Below are 23371 nucleotides of genomic sequence, written 5' to 3'. Positions count from 1 at the left end.
GCGGCGGGCGAGCCTTCACATTACCGTCATGGCCCCGCACATCTGAGCGGGTCAGAGGGGGGTCGGATGCGGGGCGGGCGAGGGGGACGACTTCGGGCGGTGCGGCGAGTGGGGTCCCCCTGCTCGAAGAACTCGGGGGAGCGTGCCGGGCGTCACGGCGGGGCGAACGTCGCCCGTCGGGGCACTAGAAGTCGAACTGGTCGATGTTCTTCGCGTCGAAGACGGTCGGCTTGCCGAGGTTGATCAGACCGTCCTTGCCGATGGTGTACGACCCCATGGCGCCGGCTTTGAAGGTCTCGCCCGCCTTTCCGGTGATCTGCCCGGAGGAGAGGGCGACCGCGGTGTGCGCGGCCAGCTCGCCGAGCTTGGCCGGGTCCCACAGTTCGAAGGCCTCGACGGTGCCGTTCTTGACGTACTTGCGCATGTCGTTGGGGGTGCCGAGGCCGGTCAGCCTGACCTTGCCCTTGTACTTGGAGCCGGACAGGTACTGGGCGGCGGCCTTGATGCCGACGGTGGTCGGGGAGATGATCCCCTTCAGGTTCGGGTACTGCTGGAGCAGACCCTGGGTCTGCTGGAAGGACGCCTGCGCGTCGTCGTTGCCGTAGGCGATCTTGACCAGCTCGACGTCCTTGTACTTGGGGTCCTTCAGCTCCTGCTTCATGTAGTCGATCCAGGTGTTCTGGTTCGTCGCGGTCTGCGCGGCGGACAGGATGGCGATCTCGCCCTTGAAGCCGATCTGCTCCGCGAGCAGTTGCACCTCGGTGCGGCCGAGGTCCTCGGCGGACGCCTGCGAGACGAAGGCGTTGCGGCAGTCGGGCTTGGTGTCGGAGTCGTAGGTGACGACCTTGATGCCGTTCTTCATGGCCTGCTTCAGCGCGGTGCACAGGGCGCCCGGGTCCTGCGCGGACACGGCCATCGCGTCGACCTGCTGCTGGGTGAGGGTGTTCACGTAGGAGACCTGGCCGGAGGTGTCGGTGGCGCTGGACGGTCCGACCTCCTTGTACTTCTCGCCCAGTTCCTCCAGGGCCTTCCTGCCGCCGTTGTCGGCGGAGGTGAAGTAGGGGTTGTTGACCTGCTTGGGCAGGAAGCCGACGGTCAGGCCCTTCTTGGTCGGGGCGTTCGGGTCGGCCTGGCCGGCCGGGGAGGCGGCCGCGCCGCCGTCCTTGCCCACGTCGTTCCTGGTGGTGCCGCCGCAGGCGGTGGCGGCCAGGGCGAGGGAGGTCGCGGCGGCGAGGGCCGCGCAGGTGCGGCGGATCGTCGGCTTGCGCATGGTGAACGTCCTTTACGAGGGTGGCGAGGTGGGCGGAGCGGTTTACGGAGTCGGTGTGGGCGCCTGCGACTCGGGCGCCGGGGAGGCTCGGCGCCGGTCCCTGGCGACGGAGACCTGGCGTGCGACCCGCGGGCCGAGGACGGAGACGACGAGCAGCGCGCCGGTGACGACGATCTGCGACTGGGCGGAGACGTTCAGCAGGCTCATCACGTTCTGCGACGCGCCCAGCAGGAAGACCCCGGCGACGGCGCCGCCGAGTGTGCCCTTCCCGCCGTCGAAGTCGATGCCGCCGAGCAACACCGCCGCGACGACGGAGAGTTCCAGGCCGGTGGCGTTGTCGTAGCGGGCGCTGGCGTAGTGCAGGGCCCAGAAGACGCCGGTCAGGGCGGACATGAAGCCGGTGGCGACGAACAGGATCAGCTTGTCGCGCTTGACCCGGATGCCGGCGAACCGGGCCGCCTCCTCGCCGGCGCCGATCGCGAACAGCGATCGTCCGAAGGGGGTGGCGTGCAGGGTGACCACGGCGATCGCCAGCAGGAGCAGGAACGGCAGGAACGCCTGCGGCAGGAAGGTGTTCCCGACGCGTCCGGCCGCGAAGTCCAGGTACGGGGTGGGGAAGTCGGTCACCGCGTCGGAGCCGAGCACGATCTGTGCGATGCCCCGGTAGGCGGCGAGGGTGCCGATGGTCACCGCGAGGGACGGCAGTCCGAGCCTGGTCACCAGCAGGCCGTTGACCAGGCCGCACACCGCGCCGAGCAGCAGGCACAGCGGGATGATCGTCTCGATCGCCATGCCCTGGTTCCACAGGGCGCCCATCACCGCGCCGGACAGACCTGCGGTGGAGGCCACCGACAGGTCGATCTCGCCGGAGACCACGAGGAGGGTCATCGGCAGGGCGATCAGCGCGATCGGCAGGGTGTTGCCGATCAGGAACGACAGGTTGAGGGCGTTGCCGAAGCCGTCGACGAAGCCGAAGGAGAACAGCAGGACCACGACGAGCAGGGCACCGACGACGGTGTCCCAGCGCACGGCGCGGGAGAGGTCGAAGTCAGCCATGGCGGGCGTTCCTCCTCTTCAGGGCCGACGCCACGCGCAGCGCGACGACACGGTCGACCGCGATGGCGAGCAGGAGCAGCACGCCGTTGATCGCCAGCACCCAGACGGAGCTGACGCCGAGGGCGGGCAGCACGCTGTTGACGGAGGTCAGCAGCAGGGCGCCGAGGGCCGCGCCGTACACGCTGCCGGAGCCGCCGGTGAAGACCACGCCGCCGACCACGACCGCGCTGACGACGGTGAGTTCGTATCCGCTGCCGGTGCCGGAGTCGACGTTGCCGAACCGGGCCAGGTACATCGCCCCGGCCAGACCGGCGAGGCCGCCGCAGAAGGTGTAGGCGGCCAGGACGCGCTTGCGCACCGGGATGCCGGCGAGCCGGGCGGCCTCGGGGTTGGAGCCGAGCGCGTACAGCTCGCGCCCGCTGCCGTAGTGCTTGAGGTAGTACGCCGTCGCCACCAGGACGGCGAGGGCGATCAACGCCGGGTACGGCACCGTCCCGATCCCGCCGGAGCCGAAGTCGACGAAACCGCCGGGCAGGTCGGCCGCGGTGATCTGGCGGGAGCCGACCCAGACGGAGTCGATGCCGCGGATGATGTAGAGCGTGCCGAGGGTGACGACGAGCGCGGGCACCTGGCCGAGGCTGACGAGGAGCCCGTTCAGCAGGCCGAAGCCGGTACCGAGGAGCACCGCCAGGATCACGGCCACCACGGGGTTGCCGCCGCCCTGCAGCCAGGTACCGGCGGCGAAGGCGCTGATGCCGAGCGTGGAGCCGACCGACAGGTCGACGTTGCGGGTGATGACGACCAGGGACTGGCCGGTGGCGACCAGCACCAGGATGGTCGCGTTCAGCAGCAGGTCCTTGACGCCCTGCTCGGACAGGAATTCGCTGTTTCCGGCCTGGGCGACGGCGATGAGCGCCAGGAAGACGACCATGATGGCGAGTTCACGCATCCTGAACACGCGGTCGACCAGCCGGGCGCCACTGGATCGGTGCGCCCCGGCGGCGGAGGCGGGCTTGGGGGCGGTCGCGGTCACGCGGCCCTCCCCGTGGCTGCGGCCATCACGGTTTCCTCGGTGGCGTCGGAGCGGGGTATCTCGGCGGTCAGCCGGCCCTCGTGCATCACGAGCACACGGTCGGCCATGCCGAGGATCTCGGGCAGGTCGGAGGAGATCATCAGGACGGCGACCCCGTCGGCGGCCAGTTGACCGAGCAGCCGGTGCACCTCGGCCTTGGTGCCGACGTCGATGCCGCGGGTCGGTTCGTCGACGATGAACACCTTGGGACCGGTGGCGAGCCACTTGGCGAGGACGACCTTCTGCTGGTTGCCGCCGGAGAGCGTGGAGACGGTGTCGGCGATCCGGGCGTACTTGACCCGGAGTCTGACGGCCCAGTCCAGGGCGCGGCTGCGTTCCGCGCCGCGGTCCATCAGGCCGGCCCTCACGGTCGTACGGAGTCCGGTGAGGCCGATGTTGCGCTCTATGGACATGTTCATCACCAAGCCCTGGGCGCGCCGGTCCTCGGGGACCAGGGCGAGCCCGGCGGCCATCGCGGTGGACGGGGCGCCGTTGGTGAGCCGGCGTCCGTCGACCTCGACCTCGCCGGCGTCCCAGCGGTCGATGCCGAAGACGGCGCGGGCGACCTCCGTGCGCCCGGCGCCGACCAGTCCGGCGAGGCCCACGATCTCGCCGCGCCGCACGTCGAAGGAGACATCGGTGAAGACGCCCTCTCTGGTCAGCCGGCGCACGCTGAGCGCGACGTCGCCCGGTGCCACGTCCTGCTTCGGGTAGAGCGCGTCGAGGTCGCGGCCGACCATGCGCCGCACGAGGTCGTCCTCGGTCATGCCGTCCAGTGGCTCGCCGGCGATCCAGGCGCCGTCGCGCAGGGTCGTCACCCGCCGGCAGATCTCGAAGATCTCCTCCAGACGGTGCGAGACGAACAGCACCGCGGCGCCCTGGTCGCGCAGGGCGCGCACGACGTCGAAGAAGCGGGCGACCTCGCTGCCGGTCAGGGCCGCGGTCGGCTCGTCCATGATCAGGACGCGGGCGTCGAAGGAGAGCGCCTTGGCGATCTCGACGATCTGCTGGTCGGCGATGGACAGTCCGCGTGCGGGGCGGTCGGGGTCGAGGTCGACGCCGAGGCGCCCCATCAGGGCGCGGGTGGCCTTGTGGGTGGCCTTGTGGTCGATACGGCCCAGGGCCCGCCGGGGCCTGCGGCTCATGAGGATGTTCTCGGCGATCGACAGGTCGGGGAAGAGCGTCGGTTCCTGGTAGATCACGGCGATGCCGGCGTCGCGGGCGTCGCCGGGGCCGTGGAAGACGACGGGCTCGCCGTCGAGCAGCACCTGGCCGGCGTCGGGCCGGTGCACCCCGGCCAGGGTCTTGATGAGGGTCGACTTGCCCGCGCCGTTCTCCCCGGCGAGGGCGTGCACCTCTCCCGGAAGCAGCTCCAGGGACACGTTCCTGAGGGCACGCACCGCGCCGAAGGACTTCGAGATGTCCCTGAGCGCCAGCACCGGGGCCGGACCCGTTTCGGACGGGTGAGTCATGGGGGCTCCTCGACGACGCCGGCGGAAGGGCCGCCCCACGTCATGAAAGGTTTCAACTCGGTTGCCGGGACGTTAGGCAAGGAGCCGACGGCACGTCAATGGGTGCGGATCGAAAACATCACCGGATCGAAAGGCAACGGGATTACGGAGGGCTGCCCACACCGGAAGGGTTGACACCCCTGCCGGTGACTCATAGCTTCCACTCCTGAATCGTTTCACGAGAGGCTGTTCAGATACCCGCCAAGGCCTGTCAGCAGACTTTCGACCCGACGTCACAGGAGCCCTGCAGTGACCGAGCTCGCCGCGGTGAAGGCCGCCCTCAAGACCCAGGCCGTCGAGACGCCGTCGTGGGCGTACGGGAACTCGGGGACCCGCTTCAAGGTGTTCACGCAGGCGGGCGTGCCGCGTACGCCCTGGGAGAAGGTGGACGACGCGGCCCAGGTGCACGCCGTCACCGGCGTCGCGCCGGTCGTCGCCCTGCACATCCCGTGGGACAGGGTCGACGACTACGCGGCGCTCGCCCGGCACGCCGGGGACCGCGGTCTGAAGCTGGGCGCGATCAACTCCAACACCTTCCAGGACGACGACTACAAGCTCGGCAGCGTCTGCCATCCGGACGCGGCGGTGCGGCGCAAGGCGGTGGACCACCTGCTGGAGTGCGTCGACATCATGGACGCCACCGGATCGCGGGATCTGAAGCTCTGGTTCGCCGACGGCACGAACTACCCCGGCCAGGACGACGTCCGGGGACGGCAGGACCGGCTGGCTCAGGGGCTGGCCGAGGTGTACGAGCGGCTCGGCGAGGGGCAGCGGATGCTGCTGGAGTACAAGCTCTTCGAGCCGGCCTTCTACGCCACGGACGTCCCGGACTGGGGAACGGCGTACGCACACTGCCTGAAGCTGGGACCGAAGGCGCGGGTCGTGGTGGACACCGGGCACCACGCCCCGGGGACGAACATCGAGTTCATCGTCGCCACCCTGCTGCGGGAGGAGAGGCTCGGCGGGTTCGACTTCAACTCCCGGTTCTACGCCGACGACGACCTGATGGCGGGCGCGGCCGATCCCTTCCAGCTGTTCCGGATCATGTACGAGGTGGTGCGCGGGGGCGGGTTCACGTCCGAGGTCGCGTTCATGCTCGACCAGTGCCACAACGTCGAGGCGAAGATCCCGGCGATCATCCGGTCCGTGATGAACGTTCAGGAGGCGACGGCCAAGGCGTTGCTGGTGGACCGGAGCGCGTTGTCCGCCGCACAGGGCTCCGGGGATGTGCTCGAGGCCAACTCCGTGTTGATGGACGCGTACAACACGGACGTGCGGCCGTTGCTGCGTGAGGTGCGGGAGGAGATGGGACTGGACCCCGAGCCTCTTGCGGCGTATCGCCGGTCGGGGTGGGCGGAGAAGATCGTCGCCGATCGGGTGGGGGGCCGGCAGGCCGGGTGGGAGGCCTAGCGCCCCAACAGGCAACGTTCGCCGCGTCGCGACGGGCAAACGTTGCCCGCCGGAGCACCGGTTCCCCATCGACACAGCCCGCGCCCCTTCTTGCCCTCCCCTCTCCTGAATGGAGCCCCCTGTGTCACTTCACCCCGAGGCCGCCGCCCTTCTCTCCCGCTCCCATCGGCTCGGCGCCGATCCCCGGAACACCAACTACGCGGGCGGCAACGCGTCCGCGAAGGGCACCGGCACCGATCCCGTCACCGGCGCCGACGTCGAGCTGATGTGGGTGAAGGGGTCCGGGGGCGACCTCGGGACGCTGACCGAGGCCGGGCTCGCCGTGCTGCGGCTGGACCGACTGCGGGCGCTGAAGGACGTCTACCCGGGTGCCGAGCGTGAGGACGAGATGGTCGCCGCGTTCGACTACTGCCTGCACGGCAGGGGAGGGGCGGCCCCCTCCATCGACACCGCCATGCACGGACTGGTCGGCGCCCCGCACGTGGACCATCTGCACCCCGACTCCGGTATCGCGCTCGCCTGTGCCGCCGACGGGGAGAAGCTGACCGCCGAGTGCTTCGGGGACCGCGTGGTGTGGGTGCCGTGGCGGCGGCCCGGGTTCCAGCTGGGGCTGGACATCGCGGCGGTCAGGGAAGCCAATCCGCGGGCGATCGGCTGTGTGCTCGGCGGGCACGGGATCACCGCGTGGGGCGCGGACTCCGAGGAGTGCGAGCGCAACTCGCTGCACATCATCCGCACCGCCGAGGACTTCCTCGCCGAACGCGGGAGGCCCGAGCCGTTCGGGACGGTCGTCGCGGGGTACGAGGCGCTGCCCGAGGGCGAGCGGAAGGAGCGGGCCGCCGCCCTGGCGCCCCACGTGCGCGCGCTCGCCTCGCGGGACGGGGCGCAGGTCGGACACTTCAGCGACGCGCACGTCGTGCTCGACTTCCTCTCCCGTGCCCGGCATCCGCGGCTCGCCGCGCTCGGCACCTCCTGTCCCGACCACTTCCTGCGGACCAAGGTCCGGCCGCTCGTGCTCGACCTGCCGCCGACGGCTCCGCCGGCGCAGGCGATCGCCCGGCTGAAGGAGCTGCATGCCGAGTACCGCGAGGAGTACACCGCCTACTACCGGAGGCACGCCCAGCCCGACTCCCCCGCGATGCGCGGCGCGGACCCGGCGATCGTGCTCGTGCCGGGCGTCGGCATGTTCTCCTTCGGCAAGGACAAGCAGACGGCCCGGGTGGCCGGCGAGTTCTACGTCAACGCCGTCAACGTCATGCGGGGCGCGGAGTCCGTGTCGGCGTACGCGCCGATCGAGGAGTCGGAGAAGTTCCGTATCGAGTACTGGGCGCTGGAGGAGGCCAAGCTCCGGCGGATGCCCGCGCCGAAGCCCCTCGCGACCCGCGTCGCGCTCGTCACCGGCGCCGGCAGCGGCATCGGCAGGGCGATCGCGCGGCGGCTCGTCGACGAAGGCGCGTGCGTCGTGGTCGCCGATCTGAACGCTCACAACGCAGCCGCCGTCGCCGAGGAGCTGGGCGGGCCCGACAAGGCGGTCGCCGTGACGGTGGACGTGACGGACGAGGAGCAGATCGCGGGTGCCTTCCAGGCGGCGCTGCTCGCGTTCGGCGGGGTGGACCTGGTCGTCAACAACGCCGGCATCTCGATCTCCAAGCCGTTGCTGGAGACCTCGGCCGAGGACTGGGACCTCCAGCACGACATCATGGCGCGCGGGTCGTTCCTGGTCTCGCGGGAAGCGGCGCGGGTGATGATCGCGCAGGGGCTGGGCGGTGACATCGTCTACATCGCTTCCAAGAACGCCGTGTTCGCCGGGCCCAAGAACATCGCCTACTCGGCCACCAAGGCCGACCAGGCACATCAAGTACGGCTGCTGGCAGCCGAGTTGGGCGAACACGGGATCCGGGTCAACGGGGTCAACCCGGACGGGGTCGTACGCGGCTCCGGGATCTTCGCGGGTGGCTGGGGCGCGCGGCGGGCCGCCGTGTACGGAGTGCCGGAGGAGAAGCTCGGCGAGTTCTACGCCCAGCGGACACTGCTGAAGCGGGAGGTGCTGCCCGAGCACGTCGCGAACGCCGTCTTCGCGCTGACCGGCGGGGAACTGACCCACACCACGGGACTGCACGTCCCGGTCGACGCCGGCGTCGCGGCCGCTTTCCTGCGATGAGCCCGGACGTGAAGGCGTACGCCGCCGTCGACCTCGGCGCGTCCAGCGGCCGGGTCATGGTCGGCCGGGTCGGCCGCGACCGGTTGGAGCTGACCGAGGCGCACCGCTTCCCCAACCGGCCGGTGCGGCTTCCCGAGGGGCTGCGCTGGGACGTGCTCGCCCTGTACGCCGGGGTGCTGGACGGGCTGCGGGCGGCGGGCCGGGTGGATTCCATCGGCATCGACGGCTGGGCCGTGGACTACGGCCTGCTCGACGCGGACGGCGCCCTGCTCGGCAATCCCGTCCATTACCGCGACGCGCGCACCGAGGGCGTGGCGCGGAAGGTCTGGGCGACGATGCCGGCCGCCGAGCTGTACGCGGCGACCGGCATCCAGGACGCGCCCTTCAACACCCTGTACCAGTTGGCGGCGGCCCGCTCCTCTCCCCAACTCGCCACCGCGCGACGTCTGCTGCTGCTCCCCGACCTGCTGACGTACTGGCTCACGGGCGAGCAGGGCACCGAACTCACCAACGCCTCGACCACCCAGCTCGTCGACCCGCGCACGCACGACTGGTCGTACGAGGTCGCGGCCCGGCTGGGCATCGACCTGGACCTGTTCGCGCCGCTGCGCCGGCCCGGGGATCCGGCGGGCGTGCTGCGGCCCGAGGTGCTGCGGGAGACCGGGCTGCGCGGGCCCGTGCCGGTGACGACCGTCGCCTCGCACGACACGGCGTCCGCGGTGGCCGCCGTGCCCGCCGGCGGGGAACGCTTCGCGTACATCTGCACGGGCACCTGGTCGCTGGCCGGCCTGGAGCTGGACGCGCCGGTGCTCACCGAGGACAGCCGCGCCGCCAACTTCACCAACGAGCTCGGGCTCGACGGCACGGTCCGCTACTTGCGCAACATCATGGGGCTGTGGCTGCTCCAGGAGTGCGTACGGGCCTGGGGCGACCCGGACCTGGGCGAGCTGCTGCGGAAGGCTGCCGAGGTGCCCGCGCTCCGGTCGGTCGTGGACGCGGGCGACGCCGCCTTCCTCGCGCCGGGCCGGATGCCGGAGCGGATCGCGGCGGCCTGCCGTGCCTCCGGTCAGCCGGTGCCCGGCTCCCCCGCCGAGATCACCCGCTGCATCCTCGACTCCCTCGCCCTCGCCCACCGCCGGGCGGTCGCCGAGGCGCAGCGGCTGGCGGACCGCCCCGTCGACGTCGTGCACATCGTGGGCGGGGGCGCCCGCAACGCCCTGCTGTGCCGGCTGACCGCCGACGCCTGCGGGCTGCCCGTGGTCGCCGGGCCGGCCGAGGCGGCGGCCCTCGGCAACGTCCTGGTGCAGGCCCGGGCGCACGGGCTCGTCGGCGACCGGGCCGGGATGCGCACCCTGCTCGCCCGGACGCAGCCGCTCGTGCGGTACGAGCCGGGCGGCGACGCGGCGGCCTGGCGCGCGGCCGAGGCCCGGCTCGCCGCCGTCACGCCGTGAGCCGCCGCTTCGCCGGGCCGGGAGCCCGCGCTCCTCGCCACGCCGGAAACGGAGTCTCCCGCCGGGCCCCTCGCCTGACTACTCCCCCCACTACGCTGAACGCGTGTGGGAGGTGCCCCCCTCACTCGTCCGCTGACCGACCACGAGGAGCCGCGATGCGTGTCGCTCTGTTCCTGACCTGCGTCAACGACACGCTCTATCCGGACACCGGGCGCGCGGTGGTGAAACTCCTGACCAGGCTGGGCGTGGACGTGGACTTCCCGATGGCCCAGACATGCTGCGGACAGGCGCACTACAACACCGGGTACCGGCACGAGGCCGAGCCGCTGGCCCGGCGTTTCTCCGATGTCTTCCGGGACTACGAGGCGATCGTGACCCCGTCCGGTTCCTGCGGTGCGATGGTGCGGGAGCTGTATCCGCGCATGGGCGCGCGGGCCCGGGCCGAGGGGCGCGGGGGCGGACTCGCGGACACCCTGGCCCCAGTGGTGCCCAGGACCTACGAACTGACGGAGTTCCTGGTGGACGTGCTCGGGGTGACGGACGTGGGCGCGTACTACCCGCACACGGTGACGTATCACCCGACCTGCCACGGGCTGCGGAGCCTGGGCCTGGGGGACCGGCCGCTGCGGCTGCTGCGCGCGGTGAGGGGGCTGGAGCTGGTGGAGCTGCCCGGGGCCGAGGAGTGCTGCGGCTTCGGCGGCACCTTCGCGGTGAAGAACCCCGACGTCTCGGCGGCGATGGGCGCCGACAAGGTGCGCAACGCCGAGTCGACGGGCGCGGAGGTGCTGTGCGCGGGCGACAACTCGTGCCTGATGCACATCGGTGGCACGATGACCCGCCTCGGGACGCGCATGCGGCCGGTGCACATCGTGGAGATCCTGGCCGGCACGGAGGAGGAGGCCGCGGCATGAGCGCGACGTTCGTGGGGATGCCCGGCTCCTCGGCGTTCCCCGCCTTCCCCCGGGCCGCGCACGACGCCGTGCGCGACACCACCCTGCGCGGCAATCTGCGCCACGCCACCCACACCATCCGCGCCAAGCGGGCCGCGGCCGTGGCGGAGATGCCGGACTGGGCGGCGCTGCGTGCGGCGGGACGGCAGATCAAGGACCACACCCTGCGTCATCTGGACTGGTACCTGGTGCGGGTGGAGGAGGCGGTCACCGCCGCCGGCGGCACCGTCCACTGGGCCGCCGACGCCGACGAGGCCAACCGGATCGTGGCCGGACTGGTCAAGGCCACGGGCGAGAGCGAGGTCGTCAAGGTCAAGTCGATGGCCACCCAGGAGATCGGCCTCAACGAAGCCCTCGAGGCCGAGGGCATCCGGGCGTACGAGACCGATCTCGCCGAGCTGATCGTGCAGTTGGGCCACGACCGGCCCTCGCACATCCTCGTGCCCGCGATCCACCGCAACCGCGGCGAGATCCGGGACATCTTCCGCTCCGAGATGAGCCGGTGGGGCCGCCCGGCCCCCGAGGGCCTCACCGACGCGCCCGCCGAACTCGCCGAGGCCGCGCGGCTGCACCTGCGGGAGAAGTTCCTGCGCGCCAAGGTCGGCATCTCCGGAGCCAACTTCGTCGTCGCCGAGACGGGCACGCTGGTGGTGGTGGAGTCCGAGGGGAACGGGCGGATGTGCCTGACCCTGCCCGAGACGCTGATCTCGGTCGTCGGCATCGAGAAGATCGTGCCCACCTGGCGCGACCTGGAAGTCTTCCTCCAGACGCTCCCCCGCTCCTCGACGGCCGAGCGGATGAACCCGTACACGTCCATGTGGACCGGCACCACCGACGGCGACGGGCCCGAGACGTTCCACCTGGTGCTGCTGGACAACGGCCGCACCGACACCCTCGCCGACGAGGTCGGCCGCCAGGCCCTGCGCTGCATCCGCTGCTCGGCCTGCCTGAACGTCTGCCCGGTCTACGAGCGGGCCGGCGGGCACGCCTACGGCTCCGTCTACCCCGGCCCGATCGGCGCCATCCTCAGCCCCCAACTGCGCGGCACGGCAAGCGAGATCGACGCCTCCCTGCCGTACGCGTCCTCACTGTGCGGCGCCTGCTACGAGGTGTGCCCGGTGGCCATCGACATCCCCGAGGTACTGGTCCACCTGCGCGAACGCGTCGTCGAGGGCGGCCCGGCCACGCGCGCGGGCAACAAGGTGCTCCTCAAACCGGCCAAGGGGCACGCCGCCGAGCGCGCGGCCATGCGCGCGGCCCGCTGGGCCCTGACCCGCCCCGGCGCGCTGCGCGGCGGCCAGCGGCTCGCCTCCCGCACCCGCCGCTTCCACCCCCGCACCCTGCCCGGCCCCGGCCGGGCCTGGAGCGGCACCCGCGACCTGCCGCCGGTGCCGGCGGAGCCGTTCCGCGACTGGTGGCAGCGCACACACGGCGGACCCGGCGGAAAGGACGCGAAGTGAGCAGCAGGGACCGGATCCTGGGCCGGGTACGGCGCGCCCTGGCGGACGTACCGCCGGACGACACTCCCCCACCAGTGCCCGAACGGCCCGGAAGTCACCCCCGGTACGAGCGGGCGGTCTCCCGCGACTACCTGCGGCAGCACGGCGACCGGAGCACCGAGGAGACGGTGGACCTGCTCGCCGAGAACCTGACCGACTACCGGGCGATCGTGCACCGTTGCGACGCGGAGGGGCTGCCCCGGCTGATCGCCCACCTGCTCGGCGAACGGGGCTCGAACACCGTCCTGGTGCCGCCCGGACTGGAGCAGGGCTGGCTGACCGCCATCGACGTCACCCTGGTCGCTGACCGGCCGGACAGCACCCCGCACGAACTCGACCGGGTCGACAGCGTCGTCACCGGCTGCGCGGTCGCCGTCGCCGAGACCGGCACCCTCGTCCTGGACGGCTCCCCCGACCAGGGCCGGCGCCGGATCACGCTCGTCCCCGACCACCACATCTGCGTGGTGCGCGTCCCGGGCCAGGTCGTCTCCTCCGTGCCGCAGGCACTGGAGCGCCTCGACCCGACCCGGCCGCTGACCTGGATCTCCGGCCCCTCCGCCACCAGTGACATCGAACTGGACCGGGTGGAGGGCGTGCACGGGCCGCGCACCCTGGAGGTGGTGCTGGTGAGCGGTGCGTGACGTCGTCCGGCGGTGTCCTGTCCGCCCCGCCGTCTACACCCCGCCCGGCTTCGCGTACCGCTGTGCCATGGGGCCCGCGAAGTCGTACAGCACGACCTGCTCGTCACCCACGACCCAGGCGTCGTGTCCGGGCGAGCAGACGAAGGCGTCGCCCGGCCCCACTTCGGCCTCACTGCCGTCGTCCATGGCCAGGTGCATGCGGCCCTGTACGACATAGCTGTTGTGGTGGACCAGGCAGCTGCGCGTCCCGGCGATCGGGCCGACCGACTCGGACCAGCGCCAGCCCGGTTCGAAGGTGGCCACGGCGAAGTCGAGTCCCGTGAGGTGGACGGCTTCGAGGTGGCCGCGTGGGAAGTCGCGCCGCTCGTCCGGCTTCTCGACCGTCTTCACTTCCAGCATGACGGTGATCTCCCTTCCGGCCGATGATCCCTGCGGCCGGGGCCGGTCTCCGTCTCCGCGCGCGGCGCACGGTACCGGCGGGGGCCGAGCCCCGCGCTCTCATCGTCTCCCCGCCGACTGGCCCTCGCCATTCGGCTCACGCGGGCGGGCCCGGCGACCGGACGGGTCCGGGCCGCCGGGCAAAAAGAGTTGACCGGACCACGGGACACCTCGTTCGATGGCTGCCCATGCGTGCCGACACCCCGCGCCGGGACCAGCCGGACTTCGACGACTCACTCGTGCGGCGGCTGATCGCCGCTCAGTTCCCGCGGTGGGCCGGGCTTCCCGTCCGGCGGATCGGCTCCGCCGGCACCTCCAACGTCATGTACCGGCTCGGCGAGGACATGGTCGTACGGCTGCCCCGCACCGCCGGAGCCGCCGAGGACGTCGAGAAGGAGCACACCTGGCTGCCCCGGCTCGCGCCGTCGCTGCCTCTCGCCGTGCCCGTGCCGCTGGGCATGGGGGCGCCGGACGAGGACTGCCCTTGGCCCTGGTCCGTCCACCGGTGGATCGACGGGGAGATCCCGGCCGTCGGCGCCGTCGCCGAACCGCGCCGGCTGGCGACGGACCTGGCGCGGTTCGTCACCGCGCTGCACCGGTTCGATCCCGCGGGCGGGCCGCCCTCCTACCGCGGTGAACCCCTGGCCGCGCGGGACGCCGAGACACGCGAGGCCATCGCCGCGGTGCGCGGCGCCGTCGACCCGGACGCGGCCGGGGCCGCCTGGGACGAGGCGCTGCGGGCACCCGATCCGGACGGGCCGCCGGTGTGGATCCACGCGGATCTGCAACCCGGGAACATGCTGCTGGCCCGGGACCGGCTGTGCGCGGTGATCGACTTCGGCTGCCTCGGTCTGGGGGACCCCGCCGTCGATCTCCTCGCGGCGTGGTACGTGCTGCCGGACACCGCACGGCCGCTCTTCCGCACCGCCCTGAACGTGGACGACGCGACGTGGGCACGGGGACGCGGCTGGGCCCTGTCGGTCGCGCTCATGGAACTGTCCCACTACCGCGACACCAACCCGTTCATGGCCCGTGTCGCCCGGCACGTCATCGCCGAGATCCTGCTTGACGACCGCGCCGCGCAGGCCGGGTGACGGCGGCGTCGGCCGGCCGGGGCACAGTTCCGTCCGGACCGCCGTCCGAGACGTGGTCCGGACGGCGCGGCGGCGCCGGGCCGGTCGCGGGAGATGCCGCGGATCCGACGGCAGCGGCGTGGGCGTCCACTCCGGATGCCCACTCCCACCGTGTGCGAAGGGCCCAGGCCCCGCCCGCCGGGAGCCGGGTCGGTGACCCGGCTCCTGAAGGGGCTGGTGACACGGTGGGCAGTGGCGGCTTCTCAGGCCGCTGTCCGAGAGCCGGCACGCAGGGCGGCCATGTCGACGATGCGGTCTGCCGCCTCCTCCACCACCGGATCGTGGGTGGCGACCACGGTGACACAGCCGTAGCGGTGCGTCGTCTCGGCGAGCAGGCCGACGATGCCGGCCGCTCGTTCACGGTCGACCGCGGCCGTGGGTTCGTCGACGAGCAGCAGTTCCGGTTCGAGCAGAAGGGCGCGTGCGATCGCGATGCGCTGCCGCTCCCCGCCGGACAGCTCGTCGGCGCGATGCCGTAGCCGGTGCGCCAGGCCGACTTCCGCGAGCAGTTCCTCGGCGCGTGCCCGGACGGCGCGCCGTGAGCGGCCGGCGACGGACGCGGCGGCGAGCATCTGTTCGAGCGCGGTGAGGCCGCTGAGCAGGTTGCCGCTCTGGAACACGTAGCCGACGCGGTCGCGACGCAGGCGGGCCTGTTCGGCCGAGGACAGCCGGGCCAAGTCGCTGCCGCCGAGCAGCACCTGCCCCGAGTCGGGCCGCAGCAGCGCCCCTGCGACCGCGAGCAGCGTGGACTTGCCCGACCCGGACGGGCCGACCAGTGCGGTCAGGGCCGCGGGTGCGAAGGCGACGGTCAGGTTGCGCAGGGCGGTGGTACGGGACTCGCCGCGGCCCAAGGTCACGGTGACATCGCGCAGTTCGAGGCTCATCGGCCGGCTCCCAGCATGGTCATCGGGTCGACAGTGGTCACTTTGCGGAGCGTGACGGCGGTACCGGCGAGCCCGACGAGCACGACGGTGGCCATGGTGGCGGTGAGGGAGGCAGCGGGGAGGCTGAACGGTACCTCGGTGCCCACCAGCAGCCCCAGACCGGCGGCGAGTGCCGCCCCGATCGCCGTACCGGCGCCGACGACGACCGCGGCCTGGGCGAGGGTGTGGCCCAGCAGCCGGAGCCGGGAGGCGCCCATGGCGCGCAGCAGCGCCAGTTCGGGCCGCCGTTGCACGGTCCACACGGCGAAGAAGGCGCCGACGACGAGCGGGGCGATGGCGTACAGGAACGCCTGGATGGAGGTCATGGTCACGCGCTCGCCCGTGTAGCCGGGCGCGGCGGCGTAGGCGTCCGCCACCGCGAGCGTGCGGGTGCCCAGCGCCCGGTCGGCGGCGGCCAGGTCCGCATCCGGTCCGGCCTTCACAGCGACGGCGCTGTACTGCTGCGGTGGTTCGGCGGTGGAGATCCGGGCACCGGGTGTGGCGAACCGGATCCGCTGCCAGGTCTCGACGGGCAGATAGGCGACGGGCACGTGGCCGTAGGAGGAGCGGCCCGTGGTTCCGGTGACCTTCAGGCCGATGCCCAGGCGGTCGACGTTGAGGGTGTCGCCGACGCGTACGCCGTCCTTGACCAGTTGCTGCGAGACGACGATGCCGGACGGGGAGCCGGCCGAGAGGCCGGCGCCGGAGGTGGTACCGGGGTCGAGGAAGGAGCCGGGTTCGACGCCGAAGGCGGCGAAGTCGACCTCGACCTTGCGGTCCGTGGTGCCTCGGGCGATGGAGACGCCCAGCGGGGTGGCGTCGACGCCCTCCCGGGCGCGCCAGCCGTCCAGGTCGGCACGGCCGACCAGACTGCGGGCGAACTGGTCGGAGTCGGCACCACGGGCGAAAGCGAGGTGGGTGGCGGGGAGCCTGCGCAGCGCGGAGATCGTGTCGTCGCCGAGTCCGGTGGTGAAACCGGTGACGACGCCGACGAGCGCGGCGACCAGGACCACGACGCTACCCATGAGGAGAAAGCGGCCACGGGCCGCCTTCAGTTCGAGCAGGGCCAAGTACACGGGGCATGCCTTTCGGGCAATCTTAGGGACACTGTGTCGCCAAGATAGATGATGGCGACACGGCGTCCCCAAGTGGGGGTGTCCGCGGTGTCCGTCAGGGCTTCTACACTGGCCTGCGTGCCCAAGATCCGTGCCGCCTCCGTCGCCGACCACCGGGCCCAGCAGCGCAGGGCACTGGTCGTCGCCGCACGGCAACTGCTCCAGGAGGGCGACGCCTCGGCGGTCACCTTCGCAGCGGTGGCGGCACGTACGGGGCTGGCGCGCAACAGCGTCTACAAGTACTTCGCCGACCGCGGCGAGCTGCTGGCGGAGGTCGTGCGCGAGGCGACGCCCCGCTGGACGGTCCGCATCCGGGAGGAGATGGCCGAGGCGCGTACGCCCGTCGAACGCGTGGCGGCCTATGTGCGCGCGCAGCTGATCCTGGTACGGGACGGGGAGCACCGGATCGCCCAGGCCCTGGCCGGCGACCGTGACGCGGCCGTCCTGAGAGAGGGTGCGGCCGAGGCGCATGCGCGGATCCTCGAACCCCTGATCACCACACTGGCCGAGCTGGGCGACGACGCCCCGCACCGCACGGCACGCCTGCTGCAAGGCCTGGTGAACGCGGCGACGACGGCCCTGGAATCGGGCGACGACTTCGACGCGGTGACACGACGCGCGGTCCTGCTGGCCACGGGCGCCGTGGCCGCCCTGGCCGAGGCGTAGGCCCCGCCCCTCGACGGAGGACCGGGGCCGCGGACTCCTCGGCGGGGGAACGGGGATCAGCCGGTGCCGCGCTGCCGCCTGATCCGGTCGGCCACCTCGTTCTGCTCCGTTTCCCACCAGGGGCGGACGAGCGCGGACGCCGGGACCTGTTCGCCGTCCGGCCGGGACGGTACGGCGACGCGGGCGAGTTCCTGGTCGAGGCGGCGGTCGAGGGCGGCGTTCTGGACGCGTTCGGCACGCGCCCACTGCACCAGGATCGCCAGGATGAAGGGGAGCGCGACCAGTTCGGCGATGCTGAGCATCGCGCCGCCGCCGATCTGCTGGTCGTGGTGGACGTCCGTGGCCCAGGCGGGCGCGTGGTGCAGGTACCAGGCCCCCGCGATCAGCGTCCCGTGGGTCATCACCAAGACACCCGGCACCGCGTCGACGATGCCGTCCAGGAAAACCAGCGCGGCCCGCACCGGATGAGTGCACCAGGACGGCAGCGCCCGCTCGTGGGTGAGCACCGGGACGACGAACAGGCAGCCCGCGGTGAGCAGATGCAGGTACATCAGCTCGTGCAGCCAGCCGACGCGCAGCGCGGTGGCGAAGTACGGCGTGAAGTACACGACGAGCTCGCCGGCGAGCACGAGGGCCGTACTGACCAGGGGAAAGGTGAGCACACGCACCAGCCGACCGGTCATCGCCCGCCGGACCCGCTCCGCCCTGCCCTCCGGCAGCGCCTCCACCGCGAGCCGCAGCGGGTCGCCGAGGGCCAGGCCGAGGGGCGCGACCAGGTCGAGCAGGATGTTCTGCACGGCGGCGGGCCAGAACAGGACGTGGTCGTACACGGCCAGCGCCGACATCGTGGCCACCACCAGCGTGCCCAGTCCGAGCAGCGCGAAGGCGGCGGTACGGGCGGGTGACCAGCTCCTGCCGCGTCTGCGCAACCGCAGCACGCCCCAGCCGTACAGTCCGCCCAGGACCGCCACCACGACCAGCGCCGGGACGTCGGCCTGCCACGAGGACAGCAGACGACCGAGGGTCGGCTCGGCGAGTTGCCCGGCCGACAGTTCGGTCACCGCCTCAGGAATCATGCGTATCGCTCTCCATCCACCCACAGGGGACGAGTCGGTTCATGTCCCCTGCGGACGGTAGTCGCCGGCGGCCGCGCCCGGGACGGCGGGGTGAGGGCGTCCGGCGCGTCGCGTCAACACGGCATCACGGCCCGGGACGGACCGCCCAACGGGCCGAACCGCCTGGAAGCCGGACATCCCGAGGGGGCGACGCGGGCCGAGCGGGCCGCCCCCGAGGGCGCCGTCACTCCCCTGGCCGAGAGACGACTTCTCACGGACTCCTCACCGTGGGCTTACCGCGACGACCCGCCTGCGGCGTCCGTGCGAATCACTCAAAATCGCCCTGAACTGCAAACGTCCGCCAGATGGAAACCTGTCCGTAACCGCGAAGTTCCTGACAACTACGCGCGTTGACTCTAGGCTGCGGCCTGCTGCCCCCACTCTTTCCAGTCACATCAGGAAGGCACCATGTCGCCGACCCACTCCCGCCGCCCGGCTCCGCGAAGAGTCCTCGTCGCGGCTCTCGCCGCGGCCGCCACGCTGGCCACCGCCGGTGCGCTCGTCGCGGCCAACCCCGCGCAGGCCGGCTCCGACGCCACCTCGGCCCCCATGAAGGACCTCCAGCTCCTTGCCATCAACGACTTCCACGGCAACCTGGAGCCGCCGGCCGGATCCTCCGGCCGGGTCACCGAGCGGGCGTCCGACGGCACCACGAAGGACATCGACGCCGGCGGCGTGGAGTACCTGGCGAGCAGCCTGCGCACCGCGCGCAAGGGCCACGACCGGTCGCTGACCGTCGCCGCCGGCGACATCGTCGGCGCCAGCCCGCTGCTGTCCGGCCTCTTCCACGACGAGCCGACCGTCGAGGCGATGAACAAGCTCGGCCTGGACGTCACGGGCGTGGGCAACCACGAGTTCGACGAGGGCAAGGACGAGCTGCTCCGCCTCCAGAACGGCGGCTGCCACCCGGTCGACGGCTGTTACGACAAGGGCCGCAAGTTCGAGGGCGCCGACTACCCGATCCTGTCGGCCAACGTGATCAACGAGAAGACCGGCAAGCCGCTTCTCAAGCCGTACGTCGTCCAGAACGTCAAGGGCGCGAAGGTCGGTTTCATCGGCGTCACCCTCAAGGGCACCCCGAACGTCGTCACGGCCGCGGGCGTCAAGGGACTGAAGTTCCTCGACGAGGCCGAGACGATCAACAAGTACACCAAGGAACTCCAGCAGCAGGGCGTCCACGCGATCGTCGCGCTCGTCCACGAGGGCGGGTTCCCGGCTTCCTCGGCGTACAACTACGACTGCGACGCGGGCGGCAGCACCGGGCTGAGCGGTCCCATCGTGGACATCGCCAAGAAGGTCGCGCCGGAGGTCGACGCCCTCGTCACCGGCCACACCCACAACGCGTACGTCTGCTCCATCCCGGACCCGGCGGGCCACCCCCGCCTGGTGACCAGCGCCGCCTCCTACGGCCGGCTCTTCACCGAGCTGAACATGAAGTACGACCCGCGCACCGACGACATCGTCCGCGCCACGGTCAAGGGCTCCAACCGCGTCGTCAACCGGACCCAGTCCAAGGCGGCCGACCTGACGCAGCTGCTCAACGACTGGCAGACCCTGGCCGCGCCGGTCGCCAACAAGGCGGTCGGCTACATCACCAAGGACGTCACCCGCACCGGTGCCGTCGAGTCGCCGCTGGGTGACCTGATCGCGGACGCGCAGCTGGCGCACGCCAAGTCCCTGGACAGCCGTGCCGTCGTGGCGCTGATGAACCCGGGCGGCATCCGTGCCGACCTGGTCCACGCCGCCTCCGGCAAGGAGGGCGACGGCGTCGTGACCTTCGGCGAGGGCTTCGCGGTGCAGCCCTTCAGCAACACGGTCAACCTCAAGAACCTGACCGGCGCGCAGCTGATCACCGTACTGAAGCAGCAGGTCAGCGGCAGCAACGCCGCCGCCCCGAAGTACCTTCAGATCTCCTCCGGCCTCACCTACACCCTGGACCTGACCAAGACGGGCGCCGACCGCGTCGTCGAGGACTCCATCAGGCTGGACGGCAAGCCGATCGACCCCAGCGCCACCTACCGCGTCGCCATGAACTCCTTCCTGGCCGACGGCGGTGACGGCTTCACCGAGTTCGCCAAGGGCACCGACCAGTTCGTCGGCAGCGACGACCTGGCCGCCCTGGTCGACTACCTGACGGCGAACACCTCGGCCGCCGCGCCGTACGCGCCGACCGCCGCCGACCGGGTCACCGTCGTCAAGTAAGCGACGATCCGACCGATCGGACGAGGGCGGGCCTTGGACAAGGCCCGCCCTCGCGTGTGTCCGCGGGCGGTGCGGCGGACCGGCCGGAGTCGACGGGGGTGCCCGCCCGACGGCCCGGCGCCCGGCGCGGCAGGGTCCGGAGGGGCTCCGGACAGTGCCGTTCGGCCCTGGCTCCGGCTGCCGGCCGGCCGGAGACTGGGAGGAACCGACGTACGGGACCGCGCGCGGCCGGGACGTGGCGTCCGGCCTGCGCCCGCAACAGGAGGTAGCCATGACGGGAGCCGTCGCCGGAGCCGCCCGCCTCACCGCGTGGGCGGCCACGGTGCTCCCCCGCCGCCCCACCTCGCTGCCGAGCCGCGCGCGGCGGCTCCCGTGAGTGCTCCGGCCGGGAGCCGCGGCACCACGGGCAGGTCGCTGCGCCGCCTGGCCAGGGCACTGACCCCGACCACCGCCGAGTTCCAGCCCGTGCTCCTGGCCGTCACCGCCTCGGCCCTGATCGCCGGAGGCGTCTCCTGGCTGGCCGGGAACACCGGCCTGGCCGACGTGTGCTGGGGGCTCGGCACCGTCGCCGCCGTCGTGCCCGCGCTGGGCTGGGTGGTGGCCGCGCTCCGCCAGGGCCGTACGGGCGTGGACCTGATCGCGGTACTGGCGCTGGGCGGCACCCTGGCGGTCGGCGAGTTCCTCGCCGGCGCGCTCATCGCGCTGATGCTCGCCACCGGCCGCACCCTGGAGGCCGCGGCCGAGCGACGTGCCTCCCACGACCTGGTCGCCCTGCTGGAGCACGCGCCGCGCACGGCCCGCCGCCGTACCGGGACCGTCGTTCGCACGGTGCCGCTGGCCGAGGTCGGCGTCGGCGACCTGCTGGTGGTGGGTCCGGGCGAGGTCGTCCCCGTGGACGGCAGGGTGGTGGACGCCCTGGCCGTGCTGGACGAGTCGGTGCTCACCGGGGAGGCCACGCCCGTCGAGCGGGCGCGGGGTCAGGAGGTGCGCAGCGGTGTGGTCAACGCCGGCGACGCCTTCGAGCTGCGGGCAGCGGCGACCGAGCAGGACAGCACGTACGCCGAGATCGTGCGGCTGGCCCGGCAGGCGGGCGCCGAGTCGGCCCCCTTGGTCCGCCTGGCCGACCGCTACGCGGCCTGGTTCCTGCCGCTGTCAGTGGCGACCGCCGGACTGGCCTGGCTGCTCAGCGGGTCCGCGGTGCGGGCGGTGGCGGTCCTCGTGGTCGCCACGCCGTGCCCCCTGCTGCTCGCCGCTCCGGTCGCGATCGTCTCCGGCCTGTCCCGGGCCTCCCGGCTCGGCGTGGTGGTCCGTGACGGCGGCGCCCTGGAGAACCTGGGGCGGGCCCGTACGCTGCTGCTCGACAAGACCGGCACGCTCACCGGCGGCCGGCCGCGCGTGGTCGACGTGACCGCGGCGCCCGGCTGGAAGCCCGCCGACGTACTGCACCTGGCGGCGACCCTCGACCAGTACTCGCCGCACGTCCTGGCGCGGGCCATCGTCGACGCGGCGCACGAGCGCGGGCTGGACCCGGGCGTGGCGCTGGAGGTGTCGGAGGAGGCCGGCCGGGGGATCTCCGGCGTCGTCGGCGGGCGCGGGGCGACCATCGGCCGGCTGTCCGCCGGTACGGAGGCTCCCGCGTGGGCCCGGGCGGTGGAGAACCGGGCGATGCTGGACGGCGCCGCGGTGGCCTGGCTCACGGTCGAGGGCCGGCCCGTCGGTGCCGTGCTCCTGCGCGACCCGGTGCGGCACGACGCTCCCCGGACGCTGCGCCGGCTGCGCACGGCGGGCATCGAACGGATCGTCATGCTCACCGGGGACCGGCCCGAGCCCGCCCGTGAGGTCGCCGCCGTTCTCGGACTCGACGGCGTGCGCGCCGAACTCTCCCCGGCCGGCAAGGTGGCCGCGGTCCGCGCGGAGCAGGAGCGCGCGGTCACCGTGATGGTGGGGGACGGCGTCAACGACGCACCGGCGCTCGCCGCCGCGGACGTCGGTGTGGCGATGGGCGCGCGCGGATCCACCGCCTCATCCGAGGCCGCCGACATCGTCCTGACCACCGACCGCCTGGACCGGCTGGCCGACGCGGCCGCGGTCGCGGTGCGCGCACGGCGCATCGCGGTGCAGAGTGCCCTCGGGGGCATGCTGATGTCCCTGGCCGCCATGGCCGCGGCCGCCTTCGGACTGCTGCCGCCCGCGGTGGGCGCCCTGCTCCAGGAGGGGATCGACGTCGTGGTGATCCTCAACGCGCTGCGCGCCCTGCGCACGGACCGGGCGGCCCAGCCGGCGCTCGAACCCTCCACTCAGGCCCTCATCGAGCGCTTCGCCGCCGAGCACGACGATCTTCAGGACGTCCTGGAGGCGGTGCGCTCGGCCGCGGCCCGGCTCGCCGTACGCCCCGGCCCGGACGCTCTGGCGTCGGTGCGTGAAGTGCACCGGCTGCTCACCGAACGGCTGCTGCCCCACGAGTACGCCGAAGAGCACCAGCTCTACCCGGCGCTGATGCCCGCACTCGGCGGCCCCGAGGCGACCGCCACCATGAGCCGGGCCCACGCCGAGATCGAACGGCTCTCCCGGCGCATCGCCACGCACCTCTCACTGGCCGGCACCGGGGGCACCCTCGCACCCGAGCAGTCCGAGGACCTGCTCGCCTGCCTCTACGGCCTGCACACCGTGCTGCGCCTGCACTTCGCGCAGGAGGAGGAGAACTACTTCTCGCTCGCCCCGTGAACGCCGGGCCCCGGCCTCGGCTGCCGTCCGACGG

Annotated in this window: 18 protein-coding genes; 10 read left to right on the top strand and 8 right to left on the bottom strand. The window is 72.5% G+C overall.

Translation table 11 applies throughout. The features are described 5' to 3' along the window. Nucleotides 1-184: 184 nt before the first annotated feature. Genes rhaS through ACFY3J_RS05530 form a run of 4 tightly spaced genes read right to left on the bottom strand, consistent with a single transcriptional unit; the run spans nucleotide 185 to nucleotide 4870 of the window. Nucleotides 185-1270 carry a rhamnose ABC transporter substrate-binding protein gene (rhaS, locus tag ACFY3J_RS05545; RefSeq protein WP_390840341.1) on the bottom strand — a complete coding sequence of 362 codons (1086 nt, stop codon included), beginning with the start codon at nucleotides 1268-1270 and terminating at the stop codon, nucleotides 185-187. A gap of 42 nt (nucleotides 1271-1312) precedes the next feature. Further along, a complete protein-coding gene (locus tag ACFY3J_RS05540) occupies nucleotides 1313-2326 on the bottom strand; it encodes an ABC transporter permease (RefSeq protein WP_384181045.1) in 1014 nt (337 codons plus the stop codon). Next, entirely contained in the window at nucleotides 2319-3359 is a 1041-nt protein-coding gene (locus tag ACFY3J_RS05535; RefSeq protein WP_384181043.1) for an ABC transporter permease, read from the bottom strand. Before ACFY3J_RS05535 ends, ACFY3J_RS05540 begins: the two co-directional genes overlap by 8 nt. After that, on the bottom strand, nucleotides 3356-4870 hold the full coding sequence (locus tag ACFY3J_RS05530; protein WP_384181041.1) for a sugar ABC transporter ATP-binding protein: 1515 nt from the start codon (nucleotides 4868-4870) through the stop codon (nucleotides 3356-3358). Before ACFY3J_RS05530 ends, ACFY3J_RS05535 begins: the two co-directional genes overlap by 4 nt. Before the next feature lie 288 nt (nucleotides 4871-5158). Here ACFY3J_RS05530 and rhaI point away from each other — a divergent pair, with 288 nt between their 5' ends. The 6 genes from rhaI to ACFY3J_RS05500 all read left to right on the top strand — a co-directional run bounded on the left by rhaI (nucleotide 5159) and on the right by ACFY3J_RS05500 (nucleotide 13021). After that, the gene (rhaI, locus tag ACFY3J_RS05525) at nucleotides 5159-6319 is read left to right on the top strand and encodes an L-rhamnose isomerase (protein WP_384181039.1); all 1161 of its coding nucleotides are present in this window, start codon (nucleotides 5159-5161) and stop codon (nucleotides 6317-6319) included. 121 nt (nucleotides 6320-6440) lie between these two features. After that, nucleotides 6441-8480, top strand: coding sequence for a bifunctional aldolase/short-chain dehydrogenase (locus tag ACFY3J_RS05520; RefSeq protein ID WP_390840340.1), 2040 nt, complete (start codon nucleotides 6441-6443; stop codon nucleotides 8478-8480). Continuing rightward, a complete protein-coding gene (locus ACFY3J_RS05515) occupies nucleotides 8477-9931 on the top strand; it encodes a rhamnulokinase family protein (RefSeq protein WP_384181035.1) in 1455 nt (484 codons plus the stop codon). The genes ACFY3J_RS05520 and ACFY3J_RS05515 overlap by 4 nt, the downstream gene beginning before the upstream one ends. Nucleotides 9932-10086: 155 nt before the next feature. Next, entirely contained in the window at nucleotides 10087-10842 is a 756-nt protein-coding gene (locus ACFY3J_RS05510) for a (Fe-S)-binding protein (protein WP_390840339.1), read from the top strand. Continuing rightward, complete coding sequence (locus tag ACFY3J_RS05505; protein ID WP_384181031.1) at nucleotides 10839-12341, top strand: lactate utilization protein B; 1503 nt, start codon at nucleotides 10839-10841, stop codon at nucleotides 12339-12341. The genes ACFY3J_RS05510 and ACFY3J_RS05505 overlap by 4 nt, the downstream gene beginning before the upstream one ends. Next, nucleotides 12338-13021: a lactate utilization protein C gene (locus ACFY3J_RS05500; protein WP_384181029.1), complete on the top strand. Its 684-nt coding sequence runs from the start codon at nucleotides 12338-12340 to the stop codon at nucleotides 13019-13021. Before ACFY3J_RS05505 ends, ACFY3J_RS05500 begins: the two co-directional genes overlap by 4 nt. A gap of 33 nt (nucleotides 13022-13054) precedes the next feature. Here ACFY3J_RS05500 and ACFY3J_RS05495 read toward each other — a convergent pair whose 3' ends face one another. Next, the gene (locus ACFY3J_RS05495; RefSeq protein WP_384181027.1) at nucleotides 13055-13420 is read right to left on the bottom strand and encodes a cupin domain-containing protein; all 366 of its coding nucleotides are present in this window, start codon (nucleotides 13418-13420) and stop codon (nucleotides 13055-13057) included. A gap of 227 nt (nucleotides 13421-13647) precedes the next feature. Between ACFY3J_RS05495 and ACFY3J_RS05490 the strand changes: the two genes are divergently transcribed. Then, nucleotides 13648-14553 (top strand): aminoglycoside phosphotransferase family protein, encoded by a 906-nt coding sequence (locus ACFY3J_RS05490; protein ID WP_384181024.1) that lies wholly within the window; start codon nucleotides 13648-13650, stop codon nucleotides 14551-14553. A gap of 242 nt (nucleotides 14554-14795) precedes the next feature. Here the strand turns inward: ACFY3J_RS05490 and ACFY3J_RS05485 are convergent, their stop codons facing one another. Both ACFY3J_RS05485 and ACFY3J_RS05480 read right to left on the bottom strand, forming a co-directional pair. Then, nucleotides 14796-15476, bottom strand: coding sequence for an ABC transporter ATP-binding protein (locus ACFY3J_RS05485; RefSeq protein ID WP_384181022.1), 681 nt, complete (start codon nucleotides 15474-15476; stop codon nucleotides 14796-14798). Then, entirely contained in the window at nucleotides 15473-16591 is a 1119-nt protein-coding gene (locus ACFY3J_RS05480) for an FtsX-like permease family protein (RefSeq protein ID WP_390840338.1), read from the bottom strand. Before ACFY3J_RS05480 ends, ACFY3J_RS05485 begins: the two co-directional genes overlap by 4 nt. Before the next feature lie 117 nt (nucleotides 16592-16708). Between ACFY3J_RS05480 and ACFY3J_RS05475 the strand changes: the two genes are divergently transcribed. After that, nucleotides 16709-17296, top strand: coding sequence for a TetR/AcrR family transcriptional regulator (locus tag ACFY3J_RS05475; RefSeq protein WP_384181018.1), 588 nt, complete (start codon nucleotides 16709-16711; stop codon nucleotides 17294-17296). A 56-nt stretch (nucleotides 17297-17352) separates the two neighbouring features. On the opposite strand, the gene ACFY3J_RS05470 is transcribed toward ACFY3J_RS05475, so the two are convergent. After that, nucleotides 17353-18372 (bottom strand): cytochrome c oxidase assembly protein, encoded by a 1020-nt coding sequence (locus ACFY3J_RS05470; RefSeq protein WP_384181016.1) that lies wholly within the window; start codon nucleotides 18370-18372, stop codon nucleotides 17353-17355. 447 nt (nucleotides 18373-18819) lie between these two features. On the opposite strand from ACFY3J_RS05470, the gene ACFY3J_RS05465 reads away from it, so the two are divergent. Continuing rightward, entirely contained in the window at nucleotides 18820-20613 is a 1794-nt protein-coding gene (locus tag ACFY3J_RS05465) for a bifunctional metallophosphatase/5'-nucleotidase (protein WP_384181014.1), read from the top strand. 414 nt (nucleotides 20614-21027) lie between these two features. Beyond that, nucleotides 21028-23337: a heavy metal translocating P-type ATPase gene (locus tag ACFY3J_RS05460; RefSeq protein WP_390840398.1), complete on the top strand. Its 2310-nt coding sequence runs from the start codon at nucleotides 21028-21030 to the stop codon at nucleotides 23335-23337. Nucleotides 23338-23371: the final 34 nt, after the last annotated feature.

The organism is Streptomyces sp. NPDC001231 (genome assembly GCF_042896885.1).
Lineage (GTDB): Bacteria > Actinomycetota > Actinomycetes > Streptomycetales > Streptomycetaceae > Streptomyces.
This window is presented reverse-complemented; position numbering and strand designations above follow the sequence as displayed.

Coding starts and splice junctions, on each gene's coding strand:
- ACFY3J_RS05530 (WP_384181041.1), bottom strand. CDS start 4,870: ATGACTCACCCGTCCGAAACGGGTCCGGCCCCGGTGCTGGCGCTCAGG.
- ACFY3J_RS05510 (WP_390840339.1), top strand. CDS start 10,087: ATGCGTGTCGCTCTGTTCCTGACCTGCGTCAACGACACGCTCTATCCG.
- ACFY3J_RS05505 (WP_384181031.1), top strand. CDS start 10,839: ATGAGCGCGACGTTCGTGGGGATGCCCGGCTCCTCGGCGTTCCCCGCC.
- ACFY3J_RS05490 (WP_384181024.1), top strand. CDS start 13,648: ATGCGTGCCGACACCCCGCGCCGGGACCAGCCGGACTTCGACGACTCA.
- ACFY3J_RS05495 (WP_384181027.1), bottom strand. CDS start 13,420: ATGCTGGAAGTGAAGACGGTCGAGAAGCCGGACGAGCGGCGCGACTTC.
- ACFY3J_RS05540 (WP_384181045.1), bottom strand. CDS start 2,326: ATGGCTGACTTCGACCTCTCCCGCGCCGTGCGCTGGGACACCGTCGTC.
- ACFY3J_RS05515 (WP_384181035.1), top strand. CDS start 8,477: ATGAGCCCGGACGTGAAGGCGTACGCCGCCGTCGACCTCGGCGCGTCC.
- ACFY3J_RS05465 (WP_384181014.1), top strand. CDS start 18,820: ATGTCGCCGACCCACTCCCGCCGCCCGGCTCCGCGAAGAGTCCTCGTC.
- ACFY3J_RS05470 (WP_384181016.1), bottom strand. CDS start 18,372: ATGATTCCTGAGGCGGTGACCGAACTGTCGGCCGGGCAACTCGCCGAG.
- ACFY3J_RS05485 (WP_384181022.1), bottom strand. CDS start 15,476: ATGAGCCTCGAACTGCGCGATGTCACCGTGACCTTGGGCCGCGGCGAG.
- rhaS (WP_390840341.1), bottom strand. CDS start 1,270: ATGCGCAAGCCGACGATCCGCCGCACCTGCGCGGCCCTCGCCGCCGCG.